The sequence below is a fragment of the Novosphingobium sp. ES2-1 genome (genome assembly GCF_015169775.1).
GTDB classification, from domain to species: domain Bacteria; phylum Pseudomonadota; class Alphaproteobacteria; order Sphingomonadales; family Sphingomonadaceae; genus Novosphingobium; species Novosphingobium subterraneum.
Map to the genome: position 1 here is coordinate 224,251 of NZ_CP063447.1, position 15,222 is coordinate 239,472.

The 15,222-nt window shown below is 60.3% G+C and carries 11 protein-coding genes; 5 read left to right on the forward strand and 6 right to left on the reverse strand.

Annotated elements, in window-relative coordinates; all coding sequences use genetic code 11:
- Window positions 1-8: 8 nt before the first annotated feature.
- Complete coding sequence (locus IM701_RS19155) at window positions 9-986, reverse strand: quinone oxidoreductase (RefSeq protein ID WP_168904986.1); 978 nt, start codon at window positions 984-986, stop codon at window positions 9-11.
- A 135-nt stretch (window positions 987-1,121) separates the two neighbouring features.
- Between IM701_RS19155 and IM701_RS19160 the strand changes: the two genes are divergently transcribed.
- Window positions 1,122-2,123: an AraC family transcriptional regulator gene (locus IM701_RS19160; protein WP_193828908.1), complete on the forward strand. Its 1,002-nt coding sequence runs from the start codon at window positions 1,122-1,124 to the stop codon at window positions 2,121-2,123.
- A 333-nt stretch (window positions 2,124-2,456) separates the two neighbouring features.
- Here the strand turns inward: IM701_RS19160 and IM701_RS19165 are convergent, their stop codons facing one another.
- A complete protein-coding gene (locus IM701_RS19165) occupies window positions 2,457-3,389 on the reverse strand; it encodes a sensor histidine kinase (RefSeq protein WP_039338491.1) in 933 nt (310 codons plus the stop codon).
- Between the two features lie 195 nt (window positions 3,390-3,584).
- Here IM701_RS19165 and IM701_RS19170 point away from each other — a divergent pair, with 195 nt between their 5' ends.
- The 3 genes from IM701_RS19170 to IM701_RS19180 all read left to right on the forward strand — a co-directional run bounded on the left by IM701_RS19170 (window position 3,585) and on the right by IM701_RS19180 (window position 7,580).
- On the forward strand, window positions 3,585-5,747 hold the full coding sequence (locus tag IM701_RS19170) for a TonB-dependent receptor (RefSeq protein ID WP_370584381.1): 2,163 nt from the start codon (window positions 3,585-3,587) through the stop codon (window positions 5,745-5,747).
- A 1-nt stretch (window position 5,748) separates the two neighbouring features.
- Window positions 5,749-6,849: a PepSY-associated TM helix domain-containing protein gene (locus IM701_RS19175; RefSeq protein WP_370584382.1), complete on the forward strand. Its 1,101-nt coding sequence runs from the start codon at window positions 5,749-5,751 to the stop codon at window positions 6,847-6,849.
- Between the two features lie 293 nt (window positions 6,850-7,142).
- On the forward strand, window positions 7,143-7,580 hold the full coding sequence (locus tag IM701_RS19180) for a VOC family protein (RefSeq protein WP_193828909.1): 438 nt from the start codon (window positions 7,143-7,145) through the stop codon (window positions 7,578-7,580).
- A gap of 93 nt (window positions 7,581-7,673) precedes the next feature.
- Here IM701_RS19180 and IM701_RS19185 read toward each other — a convergent pair whose 3' ends face one another.
- Together IM701_RS19185 and IM701_RS19190 are read right to left on the reverse strand one after the other, a co-directional pair.
- Entirely contained in the window at window positions 7,674-10,085 is a 2,412-nt protein-coding gene (locus IM701_RS19185; protein ID WP_193828910.1) for a TonB-dependent receptor, read from the reverse strand.
- A 77-nt stretch (window positions 10,086-10,162) separates the two neighbouring features.
- Window positions 10,163-11,287: an LLM class flavin-dependent oxidoreductase gene (locus IM701_RS19190; RefSeq protein WP_193828911.1), complete on the reverse strand. Its 1,125-nt coding sequence runs from the start codon at window positions 11,285-11,287 to the stop codon at window positions 10,163-10,165.
- Between the two features lie 234 nt (window positions 11,288-11,521).
- Here IM701_RS19190 and IM701_RS19195 point away from each other — a divergent pair, with 234 nt between their 5' ends.
- Window positions 11,522-12,133 carry a TetR/AcrR family transcriptional regulator gene (locus IM701_RS19195; RefSeq protein WP_305082412.1) on the forward strand — a complete coding sequence of 204 codons (612 nt, stop codon included), beginning with the start codon at window positions 11,522-11,524 and terminating at the stop codon, window positions 12,131-12,133.
- Window positions 12,134-12,142: 9 nt separating this feature from the next.
- On the opposite strand, the gene ribB is transcribed toward IM701_RS19195, so the two are convergent.
- Together ribB and IM701_RS19205 are read right to left on the reverse strand one after the other, a co-directional pair.
- The gene (gene ribB / locus IM701_RS19200; protein ID WP_193828913.1) at window positions 12,143-13,288 is read right to left on the reverse strand and encodes a 3,4-dihydroxy-2-butanone-4-phosphate synthase; all 1,146 of its coding nucleotides are present in this window, start codon (window positions 13,286-13,288) and stop codon (window positions 12,143-12,145) included.
- Between the two features lie 46 nt (window positions 13,289-13,334).
- A complete protein-coding gene (locus IM701_RS19205; RefSeq protein WP_193828914.1) occupies window positions 13,335-15,029 on the reverse strand; it encodes a class I adenylate-forming enzyme family protein in 1,695 nt (564 codons plus the stop codon).
- Between the last annotated feature and the right edge of the window lie 193 nt (window positions 15,030-15,222).

The window sequence follows — 15,222 nt, forward strand, 5'->3', positions numbered from 1 at the left end:
ATTTCTCCTCAGACCACGAAGATCGACGAGCCGATGGTGCGCCCGGCTTCGAGGTCGCGATGCGCCTCGACGCAATCGGCAAGGCCATAGCTCTGACCTATCTCGACCTTGATCCGCCCTGCGGCGAGGTGGCCGAACCAAAGCGATGCCAGTTCGGCACGCTCGGCGGGATCGGCGTAATAATCGGCAAAGGCAGGGCGGGTGAAGTAGACCGAGCCCTGCAGCATCAGCTGGAAGGCATCGATCGGCGGAAATGGGCCGGAAGCGGTGCCGCAGCCGACGAGCACGCCGCGCCGCTTCAAGGACTTGAGCGAGCCTTCGAACGTGTCCTTGCCGACGCTGTCGAACACGGTGCTCACGCCCTGGCCGCCGGTCAGGTCCCTGACCCGCGCGGCCACGTCCTCGCGACGGTAGAAGATGATCTCGTCGCAGCCCATGGCGCGCGCCTTTTCGGCCTTCTCCTCGCTCGAGACGGTGCCGATCACCCGCAAGCCGAGCAGCTTGGCAAGCTGGACCGCAAGCAAGCCGACGCCGCCCGCCGCAGCGTGCAACAGGATCGTATCGCCCGCCTTGATCGAGGGGTTGGCCTTGACCAGCCAGTAGGTCGCCGAAAGGCCGCGCATGGTCGAGGCAGCGGCCTGCTCGAAGGTGATCGTGTCGGGCAGCCTGAACAGAGGCGCTGCCGGCATCACCCGTTCGGTGCTGTAGGCGCCCAGCGGGCTGCCGTTGTAGGCCACCCGATCACCGACAGCGAAGCCGGTTACGCCAGCGCCGAGAGCGACGATGGTGCCGGCGCCTTCGACGCCGATGCCGCAGGGCGGCTGCACCGGATAGTACCCCGAGCGAAAGTAGGTATCGGCAAAGTTGCACCCGACCGCCGCGTGGCGGATGCGTACTTCGCCCGGACCGGGTTCGCCGACATGGACGTCCTCAAGCTTGAGAACCTCGGGCCCACCGGTTTCGTAAAAGCGGACAGCCTTGGCCATCGCAGCATCTCTCCCCAAAACTTCTGCCTGTGCAGTTGTCTTGGACCTAGAGCGGCCCGCGCTTGCCTTTTTCACATTTCATGACATTGTTTTCCCATTCGACGCCAAGTCGGGCGATGCGGGGGAAGACTGGCCATGGCAGAGCATGTCCGGGTGGCGGCCTTGACCGGCTACATGGAAACGATGGCCGGGTTCGCCGTCGATCCGCGGCCTCTCCTGCGCGAACAGGGGCTCTCGCCCGATCTGCTGGTGAACCCCGAACAATTGATCCCGGCACAGGCAGCCATCCGTCTGCTCGAACGCAGTGCGGCGATGACGGGCTGCGTCACATTGGGCTTGCGCATGGCCGAATGCCGATCGCTCGCCAACCTCGGCGCGACGAGCCTGCTGATTGCCCATCAACCTACGTTGCGGCAGGCCCTTTCGGCCTTGGCCGAGTTTCGCTCGCGCATCAATTCGACGCTGGTGCTGCATTTCGAGGAACACGGGGAGGACGTGATCCTGCGCGAAGACTTCCAGCTTCGCCGGCCTGAACCATCGCGGCAGTCAAACGATCTGGCGCTTGGCGTGCTTGCGCGCCTTTGCAGCAGCGTGCTGGGTGATCTGTGGTCGCCAAGCATGGTCTGCTTCACGCATGATGCCCCCCCTGCGGCGGAGTTGCAGATCTTCAGCCGGGTGTTCCATTGCAGGCCGCAATTCGGAAGTGAATTCAACGGCATCGTCCTGCCAATCGCCGATCTTGACCGACGCAACGCCAAGGCGGACGACCAGTTGGCCCGCCACGCTCGGCAATTGCTCGAAGCGGTCATGAGCCCGGTTGACCGCACGGTTGCGCAGGACGTCAGCCAATTGATCCAACTCCTGATGCCATCGGGCCGTGCGAGCATCCAGGGCTGTGCTGCCGCATTGGGCATGACGGTCAGGACACTGCAAAGGGCACTGGACGCCGAAGGAACCAGCTTCAGCACGCTCCTCCACAGCGCCCGCATGAACCTTGCCGTGCAATATCTTGCCAATCCTCGGATGCGAATAACCGACGTTGCGGAACTGCTAGGCTATAGCTCTATTGGCGCATTCACTCGCTGGCATGGCGCGACTTTTGGAGAAAGCCCGAGGAAGGCCCGGTCTTTTTCTTAAGCCGCCTTGAACCCGGTCATTCCAAGGTCGGTTTTGGAAAATTGATTTCTGCCATCCGTTCATCGCTTTTCGGGCCAGCCGATTGCTCGCAGGCCTCAATCTCCGACGCCTAATTCTCGTCCGCTCTGCCAGTGGTGATTGCATCGTCAACGTCGACCCAAACGAGGCGTAGCTTCCTCGGGGCAATCCATTACGCCACTACCACGTGCGGGCTCAAATGCGTCCACGCGGCCTAGTTAGCTCGAAGATCACGAGTGAGTTGGACAGCGTCAATGTCGAGGTAGGCTGAATTCCTCGTCACTCCTTATTGCTATTCTGGACGATCGACTTCCTTTACTGGGCGGCAAATACCATATGGCAAGTAAGCCCTTCAGGGTCATAGCTTGCTTTTGCCGCCTTTAGACCTCCTCCCGGCCTCAGAAGATAGGAGCCCAGCCCTTCGCGAGAGGGCTGTTGTACCGGCGGCCCCCCTGTTTCCTGCCAGACAATCTGCAATAACCCATTCTTGTCGGCCCAGGTGATCGCCACTTGACCGCCTTCGTCGCTCAGGGCCCCATACTTGACAGCATTTGTGGCCAGTTCGTGCAGGATCATGGCGAGACGCGTAACGACCTGCTCTTGGACCTCGTAAGCCGGTCCAAGTAACTTGATTTGCTGGATTGGGAATGGCCGCAGCACCGCCTGCGCCAGAGCCTTGAGATCGCATGACTTAGCCATGCCGAACTTCAGTATTTCGTTAGCCGCAAACAAAGCCGTTAGCTGAGCCTCGAACTGGTCGAGTTGGATGCTTTGCGGTTGGGATTTCCTTGCACGATGCAGCAGGGCACGCACCACTGTTGCAACGTTGCGCGAGCGATGATGCAGTTCGCGATTGATGCTCTTCAAGGCAGCAGCATTCTCGTCGGCTTCGCGCATCGTCGCTCTTAGTAGGTGCCCGAAAAAGGCGATAAGCGTGCAGCCAAAGGCATAAAGACCAAGAATAACCAGATCGGGTATTGAAGCCCGGAGCGTAAAAGCGGGGTCGAAGAACAGGACAACCGACAAGAAGCTGGACAACGCGCCAGCGACGACAGCCCATCGGCCGCCGAACGCTACAGCGACCAATATGACCAGGGGATAGTAGAGCGCAAAGGGCGCGCCGGACCTGCCTCGATCGATATACCAGCGGATGAGCGTTGCGGCTGACAAAGTCAGGACAAGCATCGCCGCCTTGACCCAAAACGGGCGCGACTTGGTCAGGCTTCGGATGAAACCACTGCGGCGCAACTCTTATCCCCAATCTAGGTCACTAGTGGACCTTCTCGATTGCTTGTCAACCTTGGTGCGACTGAGACCGATTTTACACAGTTGTCGGATCCGAAAGCCGAAAAACTCAATATGTTGACGTGTTATTGCGAATAGCTTGCATTAGCATCGGAAGGTTGCTAGCCGGCTCTGCGTCCAGATTCCGAGGTCAGCCCCTTGTCCAATTCCGCAACCTACGTTCTCCTCCTGTCAACTGCAGCCTGCTTGTCGAGCGCTCCTGTATTTGCTCAGCAAGCCACAAAGCCTGAGTATTCCGCGACCCAAGCAGAGAGTTCAGATGAGATCATCGTCTCTGCGGCGCGATCAATCTTGCCAGCGAACGCCCTACCCTTGACCGTTGACGTAATTGGCAAGGAAGACCTCGACCAGCAGGTGGCGATATCAGGCTCGGTGACTGATGCAGTGGCCACGCTCACGCCCTCATTTTCGCCGACGCGCCAGAAGCTTTCAGGTGCTGGAGAGACCTTGCGGGGTCGCTCTCCGCTCTATGCGATCAACGGTATCCCGCAATCTACGCCACTTCGCGACGGCAGTCGCGACGGCTTTACAATAGACGCATTCTTCATCGAGCGGGTCGAACTGATCTTCGGGTCGAATGCGCTCCAAGGAATTGGTGGAACTGGCGGAATCGTTAATCAGGTTACCGTCGGCGCGCCCCGGCAGGACGGAATCAGCGGTCGCGCGCTGATCCAGGGTACTGCTGCCGATGGGTTCGAGGGTGACAGCATCGGCGGAAAGACCGCGGGTCTGGTCCAATACAAGAGCGAGCGCTTCGACGCCTCCGTTGGTGCTGCATACGAACGCCGAGGCGTCTTCTACGACGCGGAGGATCGCCGCGTCGGCATCAACCTGACGCAAGGCGAAACGCAGGACACCGCCACACTCTCACTGTTCGGACGCTTTGGCTACGCACTGAGCGACAGCGCACGCCTTGACCTCATCGCCAGCCGCTTCGAACTCAAGAGCGATGGCGATTATGTCGCAGCCAACGGCGATCGCCTCAGGGACCTGCCAACCAGCGCCGTGATCGGGACGCCCCCAGGCGTGCCAGCAGCCAACCGCACCGAAAGCGTTGCCCTTTCGTTGACTGACAGTGCGCTGTGGGGCGGCAATCTGATTACGCAAGTGTTCTGGAACCGTAGTCGCGACACCTTCGGTGGAGAGATTGCTCCGGTAGCAACCTTCCAAGACCCGCTCATTGCGCCTGTCGGAACGCTCTTCGACCAGTCGCAGAACCGTTCACGCAAGTATGGTGGCAAGATCAGCTACGAGCGCTCGGTCCCCGGCCTTGAGGCGCTGACGACCATTGTCGGCATCGATGCGCTCTGGGACAAGACCGAGCAGCGCCTGATTGCCACCGACCGGGTCTGGGTGCCGCCAACCGACTTCCGTAGCCTCGCCCCGTTCGCCCAAGCCAACCTCGCCCTGTTTGACAAGGTTCTGCGATTTGCTGCCGGGGTGCGGTATGAAGATGTGCGCATCACCATCAATGACTACACCACCCTTGCCACGTCAAATCGTGTGAAGGTCGCCGGCGGCAGTCCGCGTTTTTCCGATACGTTGCTCAATGGTGGCGTAATCGTCGAACCGGTGCCAGGCATTCGCGCCTATGCCAGCTACGCTGAAGGATACACGGTGCCCGACGTCGGTCGCATCACTCGCGCGGTGAACCGTTCCGGGGTCGATATCGATACCTTTCTCGACATCAGCCCGATCGTTTCGAACAATCGCGAGCTTGGCATCGAGATCAAGCGTGGACCACTTGATGCATCGGCCACGTATTTCTGGTCGTCCTCGGACAAGGGCCAGCTGCTCATCGCCCGTCCAGATGGCATCTTCGATGTGCAGCGCCAGCGTGTAAAAATCGAGGGCATCGAGATCAATCTCTCGGTCATGACGCCGATTGAAGGTCTGAAGCTCAGTACCGGCTATGCTCATCTTTCGGGACGCTTCGACAGCAATGGTGACGACGTCGTCGATACCGATCTCGATGGTGCCAACATTTCGCCGGACCGACTCAATCTTGCCGCAAGCTATGCCAAGGGGCCGCTCTCGGCGCGCGTCCAGACCCAGGTCTACTTCTCGCGCAAGTTCAGGGGGCTGGTACGAGATCCTCGAAACGATTTCGGCGGTTATACGCTGACCGATGCCAGCGTCCGGTACCAGACAGGCATCGGGGCGCTGACGCTGAGCGTTCAGAACCTGTTCGACCGGCAATACATTACCTATGCGAGCGATACGCAGAGGCCGACGGACAACACTTTCTATTTTGCTGGTCGAGGCCGCAGCTTCACGCTGGGCTGGGACTACCGCTTCTAGGATGATCAAGCTGCTGGACCTGTTGCATCGCTGGTGCGGTGGATTGCTGGGGCTGATCCTCACGATCTTGGGCCTGAGCGGTGCGATCCTAGTTCACAAGGAAGAGTGGATCGGCCTACCCCATGCGTCGGACGTACGGGTAACGGATCCCTCGCAGCTCGGCCGGCTCGCAGAACAGCTGCTGGGCGGTGCGAAGGGGGGCGAAAGTCTCGTTTTCGCCAGCGACCGTTTCGGCTTGGTGCAGTTACGGGAAGGGGCGCACGGCCTCTATGCCACACAGCGCGGTGAAGTCATCGCCCGTTGGTCGAGCCTGTGGGAGCGACCCGAACTGTGGCTGTTTGACTTGCACCATCACTTGTTCACCGGCGATGTCGGCGAAACAGTCGTGGGCGTCGCCGGGCTTGCCGCTATCGTTTTTGCCGTGACTGGAACGATACTGTGGTGGCGCACGCGGCGCACCTTCAGGTTCCGGCTTTGGCCATCACGCATGACCGGCCCGGCCATCCGGATGCAGCACCGCGACCTTGGGATAATTGCCGCCCCCCTGCTGCTGCTCTTGGCGCTCACCGGCACGATGATGATCTTTCGCCCGGTCGCCGGTGCCGTGCTGGCGCCGCTTACTTTTCCGGCAGCAATCGAAGCCGATCTCAAAGCTCCGAAATTCGCGGTCGAGCCGCTTGCGCCTCATCTCGATTGGCAGGCGATCATCAGCGCCGCGCACGATGCCTTCCCGACTGCCGAATTGCGCATCCTTGCGGTACCGAAAAAGCCGGGGGATCCGGTCACCATTCGCATGAAGCAATCGGCCGAATGGTTGCCAAATGGCCGTACCATGCTGTGGTTTGATCCCGCTGACGGACGTCTACTGGGCAGCCGAGATGCAACCAGGATGCAAGTGGGCACACAGGCCTTTAACATGGCCTATCCCATCCATGCGGGAAAGGTTGGAGGACTTGCCTATCGGCTGCTCCTCACAGCCGTCGGTCTGGCCCTCGCAATGCTTGGATCGTTTTCAGTGTGGAGCTTCTGGTTTTGCAAGAAGCAAAGGCAAGCAGCATCGCGGCCATTGCCTCGACGGGCTCGTGGCGGCCCGGAGCGGTAGCAAAATTGCCACAGCTAGCCAGAGCAAGGCAAAGAAAGTTAACACGCCCCACTCCACAGCGTGGCCGACATCAATCACAGCGCCGCGATACCGACCCTAAAGGTAGCCATCCGGTGAAGGCCGCGGCCGCCTTGATAGCGGTCATTCTGGTCGAAAAATGGATCAATCAGATGCCGCCGTTCGTTCATCTTTTCTGACATCGCTTCCAAAGACCATATTTGATACGTCATACCGCGTCTTATGACGGTAGCAGAAGCGTTTTTTCCATAGACTGAGAAGCGGGCTAGAACATCTTGAAAGACGCATTTCCTCCCTTTCGGCTTCTAGGGATCGATCACGTTGTCTTGCGCGCAGTCGACGCGCCTCGTTTAGTTGATTTCTACATAAGAGCTCTTGGCTGCACTATGCAGTGGGAAAGACCAGAGTTGGGACTGTATCATCTTAGGGCCGGATCAGCCTTGCTTGACATTGTTAGCATAGATGGTCCGCTGGGTGTGTCTGGCGTTGCGGCTACGGAGGGAACTGGGCGTAATGTCGACCATATCTGCTTCCAAGTCGACGCTATCGAAACCGAGGCGCTCGGAAAGTATCTTCGCGAGTTTAGTTTAGAGATAGAAGAACCCAAGACCCGATTCGGAGCGCAAGGATTTGGCTTGTCGGTCTACCTAAAGGATCCCGAGGGAAATGGGATAGAATTGAAGGTAGCGGCTGTTACGGTCGCGGACACTTAGCGAAACAGGTAAAACAAAATAGATCTTACTTGGCCAGGAAACTGCGGGTCCGGAGCTCGCGAGTGAAGCCCCGGACGCACATTGCATGAAACCTCAGAACTTGACCGAGATTTCCGCACCGATGGTGCGGGGTTCGCCCGGGTATGCCGTGTTGACGCCGTTGGATGCACCCAGCGCATAACCTGAAATGTAGTAGGTCTCGTCGGTAAGGTTGCGGACGAAGACTGCTGCGGAAACCTGGCTTCCCATGATCTCCTTCCAGTTCAGCCTTGCGCCGACGTTCCAGTACCCATCGAGATGCGTACCGGGAGTCGAAGTGCCGTTGGTGTTCGAGAAGAAGAAGCCGGTCTGGCCGTAGTAGTCCCCGCGCAGGCTGATCTTGCCGATCTCGGCGGGTACCGGGAACTTCACCTCGATGTTTGCAGATCCTGCCCACTTCGGTGCGTCAGGATAGGAATCAACCTGCAGGCTGCCGACGAACGGAATTGGCACTGTCCGCTTGGTGTACTTCGCATCGGTGTAGGCCAAGTTGAACCCGACATCGAGCCATGAGGTCAGGCCCGCCATGGCGTCCACTTCGAAGCCCTTGGTTTCGGCCTGCGGCACGTTGACGGTGAACCCTGCCGGAGCCCCGCCGACAAGCGCGTAGAGGGCGCGCTGTGCGTCCTTAACGATCACCTTGTAGGCGGCGATGTTGAACTGGACTGGAGCGCTGCCGATGCGCCCGTTGAACTTGTAGCCCAGTTCGAAATCGTGGACCTTCTCGTTCTTGAAGAAGTTGGCGGGCTGGCCGGTGAGCGGATCGGTAAACGGTGCCACCGTGCCGTTCAGGTTGCCCGAACGGAAGCTGCCGCGCTGGTTGAAGTAGACCATGTTGTTCGGGTCGATCTGGTATTGCAGGCTGGCGGTCCATGCCGGAGCCGAAAGCTTTCTGCTCTGATCTGCGGCCGGCGAGTTTGGATCGACGCCGAACACGTTGCCGGGCGCCTGCCGGATGCCGACGTTCTCCCATGTATAGCGTCCACCAAGCGTTGCTGTAAGCGCTTCGGTAACCTTGTAGCTCACCTGAGCGAAGACCGCCTTTGATTCCTGACGGTTGCGATAGGCGTAGGAGATATCCGCGATGCCGCCGGGGACCACGTCCGCGCCGATATTGATCGGGATGATTTCGAAGCGTTTCTGGTTCGAATAGAACACGCCTGCGGTGTAGTTCAGGCGGTCATCCATCAGGCTGCCCTGGATCTGCAGTTCCTCGCTGAAGATCTTGGATCGGAAGGTCTGGCCACCGGGCGCGCCGGTTGCGTTGATCCCTGCCAGCTTGAACAGCCAGAGGGACCCGAACGGCCCGCCGCCCAGGTTGCCCGGGGTGTTGGACTTGCCATTCATGTAGCTGAAGATGTTTTTCAGCTTGGTATCGGCGCCGATCTCGAGCTCGGTCGTGTTCGATACGAAGACGTTCTCGGCACTGTGCGGCAGATCGTACTGAAGCCAGACCTTGTAGGGATTGGCGCGAGTAAAGCGGGTGTAACCTTCGACAGCACCCGGCCAGAAGCCGGGGGCTGCAGGACCGTCGTTCAAGCCGTAAATGGCCGCAAGGGTGTTGGTCAGTCCGCTGGCGGGGATGTGATTGGTGCCATCGCTGACGAACTGCGGGTTCGTTGCCGAATAGTAGGTGTAAATGCCGCCAACGCCTTCGGTGCCCTTCACGCGATCGTACTGGACGATCGTGACGTTCTTGAGCGTGTCGGTAGGCGTGAGCAGCAGCGTTGCACGGCCCGAACGGCTGTTCTTGTCGCCCAGCGTGTTGCCGGTGTTGACATTGGTCACGTAGCCGTTGCCGCGCGTGGCGTCGAAAGCGAGGCGCAACGCGGCCTTGCCTTCGGCGATGGGCAGATCGACGGCTGCCTGGATCTGACCATAATCGCGCGATGCGCCGCGCACCGTGACGTAGCCGCCGAAGCTGTCGCCGGGCATGGGCGTCGTGTAGAGTACCGCACCGCCGGTGGCGTTACGCCCGAACAGGGTTCCCTGAGGCCCTTTCAGCACCTGGATCGATCCTAGATCGAAGAAGGCCGTGGCCGTGTTGCCGGGATTGTACGGCGCTTCGTTGAGGTAGGGCAGAACCGCCGGGCTGGTACCCGAGAACGGATCCAGCGACTGGCCGCGCATGCTGTAGCTGAGCTGGTTGGAGTTCTGGCCGTTCTTGACCTGCAGGCCGGGCACCAAGGTGCCGATATCCTGTTCGCTGGTGATATTGCGGTTTTGCAAGGCCTCGGCCCCGAAGGCCACGACCGAAACCGGAACCTTCGAAAGGCGCTCTTCGCGACGCTGCGCCGTGACGACGATGTCCTGGGTGGCAACTTCTTCCTGCGGCTCTGTGGTTTCTGCCTGAGCTGCAGCCACTGAAGGCAGCAGGAAGCACGATGCGATTACTGCAAGACTTGCGCCGCTGAAATGGCGCACCCCGTTCTTGGACGCGGCATGGCCCTGATGCGAATTGGTCATTGTCCCTTCTCCCGTCTATATTCTCGTTGGAAATCTGGTGCCGGTCGCGAGCGCGCCGGCACCAAGCACTTTTAGTTTCAGGCTGCGGCGAGCGCTTCAGGCAGCTTGACGCGCGGGGCCACTTCCTTGGCGAGGAGTTCGAGCGAGTTGAACCACGGCGAGGGGTCGTCGTAGTAATCGTGCGCTTCCACCTGGAGCGTGCCCCAGCCGCCACACTTGGCAAACAAGGTGTTGAGCTTGTCGACGATGGTATCCGGTGATCCCACGACGAAGACGTTGTCGACGAGGAACTCGAGATCGGCCTTCAGCGGATCGATGCCGGCGTCCTTGGCGAACCCGTCCATCATGCCGAAACGGCGCCAGATCGGGATCAGGTAGCGTTCGAAGCAGTAGCCGATCGGGCCTTCCATCACGAGGCGCTTGGCCTCGGCATCAGTGTCGGCGCAGAAGACCGTCTGCGAGACGGCGTGGCGCTGACGGTCGGGCGTAAAGCCGGCCTTGATGTTGGCTTCCGAGTAGGTTTCCCAGTGCTTCTTGAGCGCATCGATGCCCGAGAAGATCGACACCGGCTTGAAGTTGCGCTCGCCCGCAAGTTTCATGGACGGCGAATTGTAGCTGAACCCGGTGACGGCGAATTCGGGGAAGCTTCCGCCGTAGGGAGCGTAGTTCGCGAGCATGTGCTGCTCATCTTCCTCGGTCTGCGCAGGCTCTTCCTCGGGGAAGCCGGCGCTCCAGAACTTGCCTTCGTAGAAGAACGGTTCGCGCTTCCAGATCTTCTCCATGATGAAGAGCGATTCACGGACCATTTCGTTGAGGAACGCGGTGTCCTGACCGTTCTTGATGCCATGGATATAGGAGGCGAGCGGATAAGCGCCTGCGCCGATGCCCATGAAGTAACGCCCTTCAAGGATCTGCGAGAGCCAGCCGACCATCATAGCGAGCTTCGCCGGGTGTTGGTGCGGGAGGATGTGCGCCATCGGAGCAAACTTGATGTTGCTCGTCTGCAGGGCAGCAGCCGCCATGATCAGTTCGGGGTTCGGGATGTTCTCCCAGATCTGCGACGCATGCTCCGAGATCATCATCGAGCTGAAGCCGATCTTGTCACAGTGGACCGCGCTCTGCACGCCCCATTCGAACGTCTGCCGGGCGGTGCGGCCCGGACGCATGTAGGGGTGAAAAATTAAACCGGTGTCCATGGCCATGTCGTCTCTCCCATGTGCCTTAAAATTAAGCCATGTGGGTTACATGCCCTTAGGTGCAGGGTTCGTCAATCAGGAAAATACATCTCGAAGCCGATGCCGGCGTGCTCTGGTCGCTTGCGAAATGCCTGGTTTCTTGACGAAACTGGCGGATTAGCCCAAATGGCTTAAATGCCTACAAAACCTGCCTTGCGGCCGTCCGCTCCGACGAGTTCAACCCTGAATCAGGGGCCCAAAGTGGCCCTGATTCTGGCGGCTGAGGTCCTTTTTGCTCGTGATGGAATAGAAGGAGCGTCCCTGCGGGAAATCGCTTCGCAGGCCGGTCAGCGCAATCACCATGCAGTGCAATATCACTTCGGCTCGCGTGATTCGCTGGTGCAGGCGGTGTTCGATTACCGAATGAACCAGATGGAAGAGATGCGCGGCCTGATGCTTGCTAAGGCGGAAGCGGAAGGCAAGCTGAACGACCTGCGCACAATCGTCGAAGTGATCTTCCTGCCACAGATCCAGCTCATCGACGCTTTTGGCGACCATTCGTACGCGGCGTTCCTGACGGCCTATCTGCAGCGTTATCAGGCGCAGCAGTTCGGGCAGTTCGGCGATCACGTTGCCCCTCAGCTCGCGCGGACGCTGGCCCTGCTACGCGCGTGCCTCGACTATCTGAGCGAAGCAGCAGCGCAGCGCCGCCTCATCACCGCGTGCTTCATGTTCCTCAACATTCTCGTCATCCACACCCGTGACAGCGACAGCCAGGAGGAGCGCTTCGAGGATGCCGTGGAAGACACCATCGGCCAGATCGTTGCCGCATTCGCTGCGCCGGTGCGGGTCGGCACAGAAATCGCCGCCTGAAGATCCGGCTCAGAAATCCGGCAGGATCCTGAGCGGTGAGTCGGGGCGGTTCTCGCGCAATTCGGTTCGCCCGTTGATCGTCAGGCCGAAACCTTGCAGCGCGGCAAGCTTGGCCTTGCTTGATGTCAGCAAGGTCATCTGCTGAACGCCGAGGTCGATCAGGATCTGCGCGCCGATCCCGTAATCGCGGTTCGCGTTCTTCTCGTGGTACTCGCGCCGCCCCCCCGCTACGCGACGGGAGATCGACTCCGGATCCGGATCGCGCACCAGCACGAGCGCGCCCGGACCGGAATGATCCGAGATGAAACGGAGGGCCCGCCGCAGGTAATCGGGCGCCGCGGTGTTCCAGCCAAGTACGTCGGTCGTGAGATCGACCTGATGCACGCGGACAAGTGTGTCCTCGTCGGGCCGGATCTCACCCTTGACCAAAGCAACGTGTTCGCCCCCGTCGATCTTGTTGCGATAGACATGAACCGTCATGGGAGAGGGGCAGAAGTGGCTCTGGAAAGGCGCGGATGCCATTTTCTCGACCAGTTGCTCGGACGAGCGACGATAGGCGATAAGATCAGCGATCGTACCGATCTTGAGCCCGTGCCTTGCGGCAAAGACCCTCAGGTCCGGCAGGCGTGCCATGGTGCCGTCGTCATTCATGATCTCGCAGATCACGCCGGCGGGCGTAAGCCCGGCGAGACGGGATATGTCGACCGCCGCCTCGGTGTGCCCTGCCCTGACCAGCACTCCGCCATCGCGAGCTGTCAGTGGGAACACGTGGCCAGGTGTGACCAAGTCGTCTGAACCTTTGGTGGGATCGACAGCGACGGCGATGGTTCGCGCCCGGTCGTGCGCAGAAATTCCGGTGGTAACGCCTTCCTTCGCTTCGATCGACACGGTGAACGCCGTGCCGTAACCGGACCGGTTGCGCGGGGCCATCGGCCTCAGTTTCAGCTCCGCCGAGCGTTCCTGCGTGATGGCAAGGCAGATCAGCCCGCGGGCGTGACAGGCCATGAAGCTGATCTGCGCCGGCGTTGCAAACTGCGCCGGGATGATGATGTCACCTTCGTTCTCGCGGTCGTCGGCATCAACGAGGATGAACGGGCGGCCTTCCACGGCTTCGCGGATGATATCCTCAATAGGGGAGACTTCGGCCTCGATCATTGCGGGCATTCCTTCGATTCTCGTGCAGCCGGATTGCATCGCATCCTCAGACCGCCTTCTGTTCGGCGAGCATCTCCAGCGCGATCTTGCGCAGTTCCGCCTTCTGTACCTTGCCGGTCCCGGTCTTGGGCAGCGCCTCGTCTGTCGTGAACCAGACGTCGCGTGGCATCTTGAACGCGGGAATACGTTCGCGAAGGTAGGCCATGACGTCCTCTACGGTGATCGCGCTGCCTTCTGCACGCACGACCCAGGCGCAGCCGCATTCGCCGAACTGGTTGTCGGGCATGCCGATGAAGAAGGCTTGCGAGACCGCAGGATAGGCGGTGAGGATCTGTTCGAGTTCCTTGGGCGAGACGAGCTCGCCCTTGCTCTTGTAGAGTTCCTTGGTGCGCCCGGTCAGGAACAGGTTGCCGTCCGGACGGAACTGACCGAGGTCCCCCATTTTGATCCAGCCTCCGTCGAGGAACAGCGATGCGGTCGCCTCGGGTCGGCGAAAGTAGCCCTTGCTATTCATCGGGCTTCGGCAGCACAGCTCGCCGGGCGTGCCCCAAGGCAGGTCTGCCCCGGTTTCGGGATCGATCGTCTTGAACTGCGCGATCCGGCCGTCCTGATCGGCCATGCCTGCAACCCCGGCCTCGACGATGCGACCCTGCGTTTCCGATACGATCTCGATTGAATCTCCAGGCGCGGTACAGATCACCGTCGCGGTGACTTCGGTCTGGCCATAGCTGGTGATGATTTCATCGCAGCCGAAAGTGGCTTGGATGTCCTCCCACACCCAGCTCGGCGTGGGTGCCGCAGCGCTGTGGATCGCGTTGAGCGACGACAGATCGTAGGCTTGTCGCTTGGCCTGCTCGAGCAGGGCGATGGTCATCGTGGGCACGCCCATCAGGTAGGTGGCGCGATGGCGTTGCGTGGCATCGAGGATCTGGTGCGGATCGAATCGTAGCAATGGAATGATCGCGCCGCCCGCGACCATGCCCGAAAGCAGGCCGACGACGAGGCCGAAGCCATGGTAGAGGGGGAGTGAGAAGACGGCACGGCGGCCATCCTCGAACGCCTGATGATAGGCGCCGGCGTACATCGCCCGTAGCAAGTTGTCGTGCGTGATCTCGACACCTTTCGGAGAGCCGGTGGTGCCCGAGGTGAACAGGATAAGCGCGGTATCGTCTGCCGCGATGTCCCCGCTGCCTTCGTCAGAAGGGACCGCTCCCGAGAGCTGCCTGACCAGACGCGCAGGATCGGCGCGGTCGAAGATCAGACCTCCGCGCAGTTCTGGCAGGTCGCCGCACGTACCCGACTGCCAGCCGGGGAGACCGTCGTCGAGTTCCTGTTCGAAGCTGCGCGAGCCGAACCTGTCCATGGCGATGAGCAGGGCACAACCAGCTTCGGCCAGCGCGAACCTGATCTCGTCGGGCCTGTAGAGGGTATTGAGCGGCACCGCGATCGCACCGGCGCGCCAGATCGCGAACAGCAGCGGGACAGTCAGGGGATCGTTGGCCATGATCAGCCCGACCCTTTCGCCCTTGGCAATGCCCCGCGCCTTCAGACCGGCAGCAAGTGCAACGGACTGGCGGGCAACGTCGGCGTAGGTCAGTACGTCCTCATCCGTGATGACCAGCGGACGCTTGCCGAAATCGTTCGTGCTCCAATCGAGATAGCCATGGAGGTTGCTCCACGCCCAGGCAGGATGGCGAGCGGCAATCGCGTGCCTCCGGTCATCTGCACTCATCGCAAACATGTCAGTCGTCTCTCCCGATGCGCATTCCGACGTCTAGCCGGTCAGAGCGCAAATATCCGTTAAGGCATGGATCTGGCTTCGTCACCAAGACTTCTGCCTAACGAGATTTAGGTTTGCCCTAATTTAAGCCACGTGTAAACAGTTGAGGCCAACGAGATGCAACGACCGGTCGGCGCGTGGCGCCACAGGTCCG

Excerpts from the sequence above, each read along its gene's own strand:
- IM701_RS19205 (WP_193828914.1), bottom strand. The coding sequence starts at position 15,029 with ATGTTTGCGATGAGTGCAGATGACCGGAGGCACGCGATTGCCGCTCGC.
- IM701_RS19160 (WP_193828908.1), top strand. The coding sequence starts at position 1,122 with ATGGCAGAGCATGTCCGGGTGGCGGCCTTGACCGGCTACATGGAAACG.
- IM701_RS19175 (WP_370584382.1), top strand. The coding sequence starts at position 5,749 with ATGATCAAGCTGCTGGACCTGTTGCATCGCTGGTGCGGTGGATTGCTG.
- IM701_RS19185 (WP_193828910.1), bottom strand. The coding sequence starts at position 10,085 with ATGACCAATTCGCATCAGGGCCATGCCGCGTCCAAGAACGGGGTGCGC.
- ribB (WP_193828913.1), bottom strand. The coding sequence starts at position 13,288 with ATGATCGAGGCCGAAGTCTCCCCTATTGAGGATATCATCCGCGAAGCC.
- IM701_RS19190 (WP_193828911.1), bottom strand. The coding sequence starts at position 11,287 with ATGGCCATGGACACCGGTTTAATTTTTCACCCCTACATGCGTCCGGGC.
- IM701_RS19155 (WP_168904986.1), bottom strand. The coding sequence starts at position 986 with ATGGCCAAGGCTGTCCGCTTTTACGAAACCGGTGGGCCCGAGGTTCTC.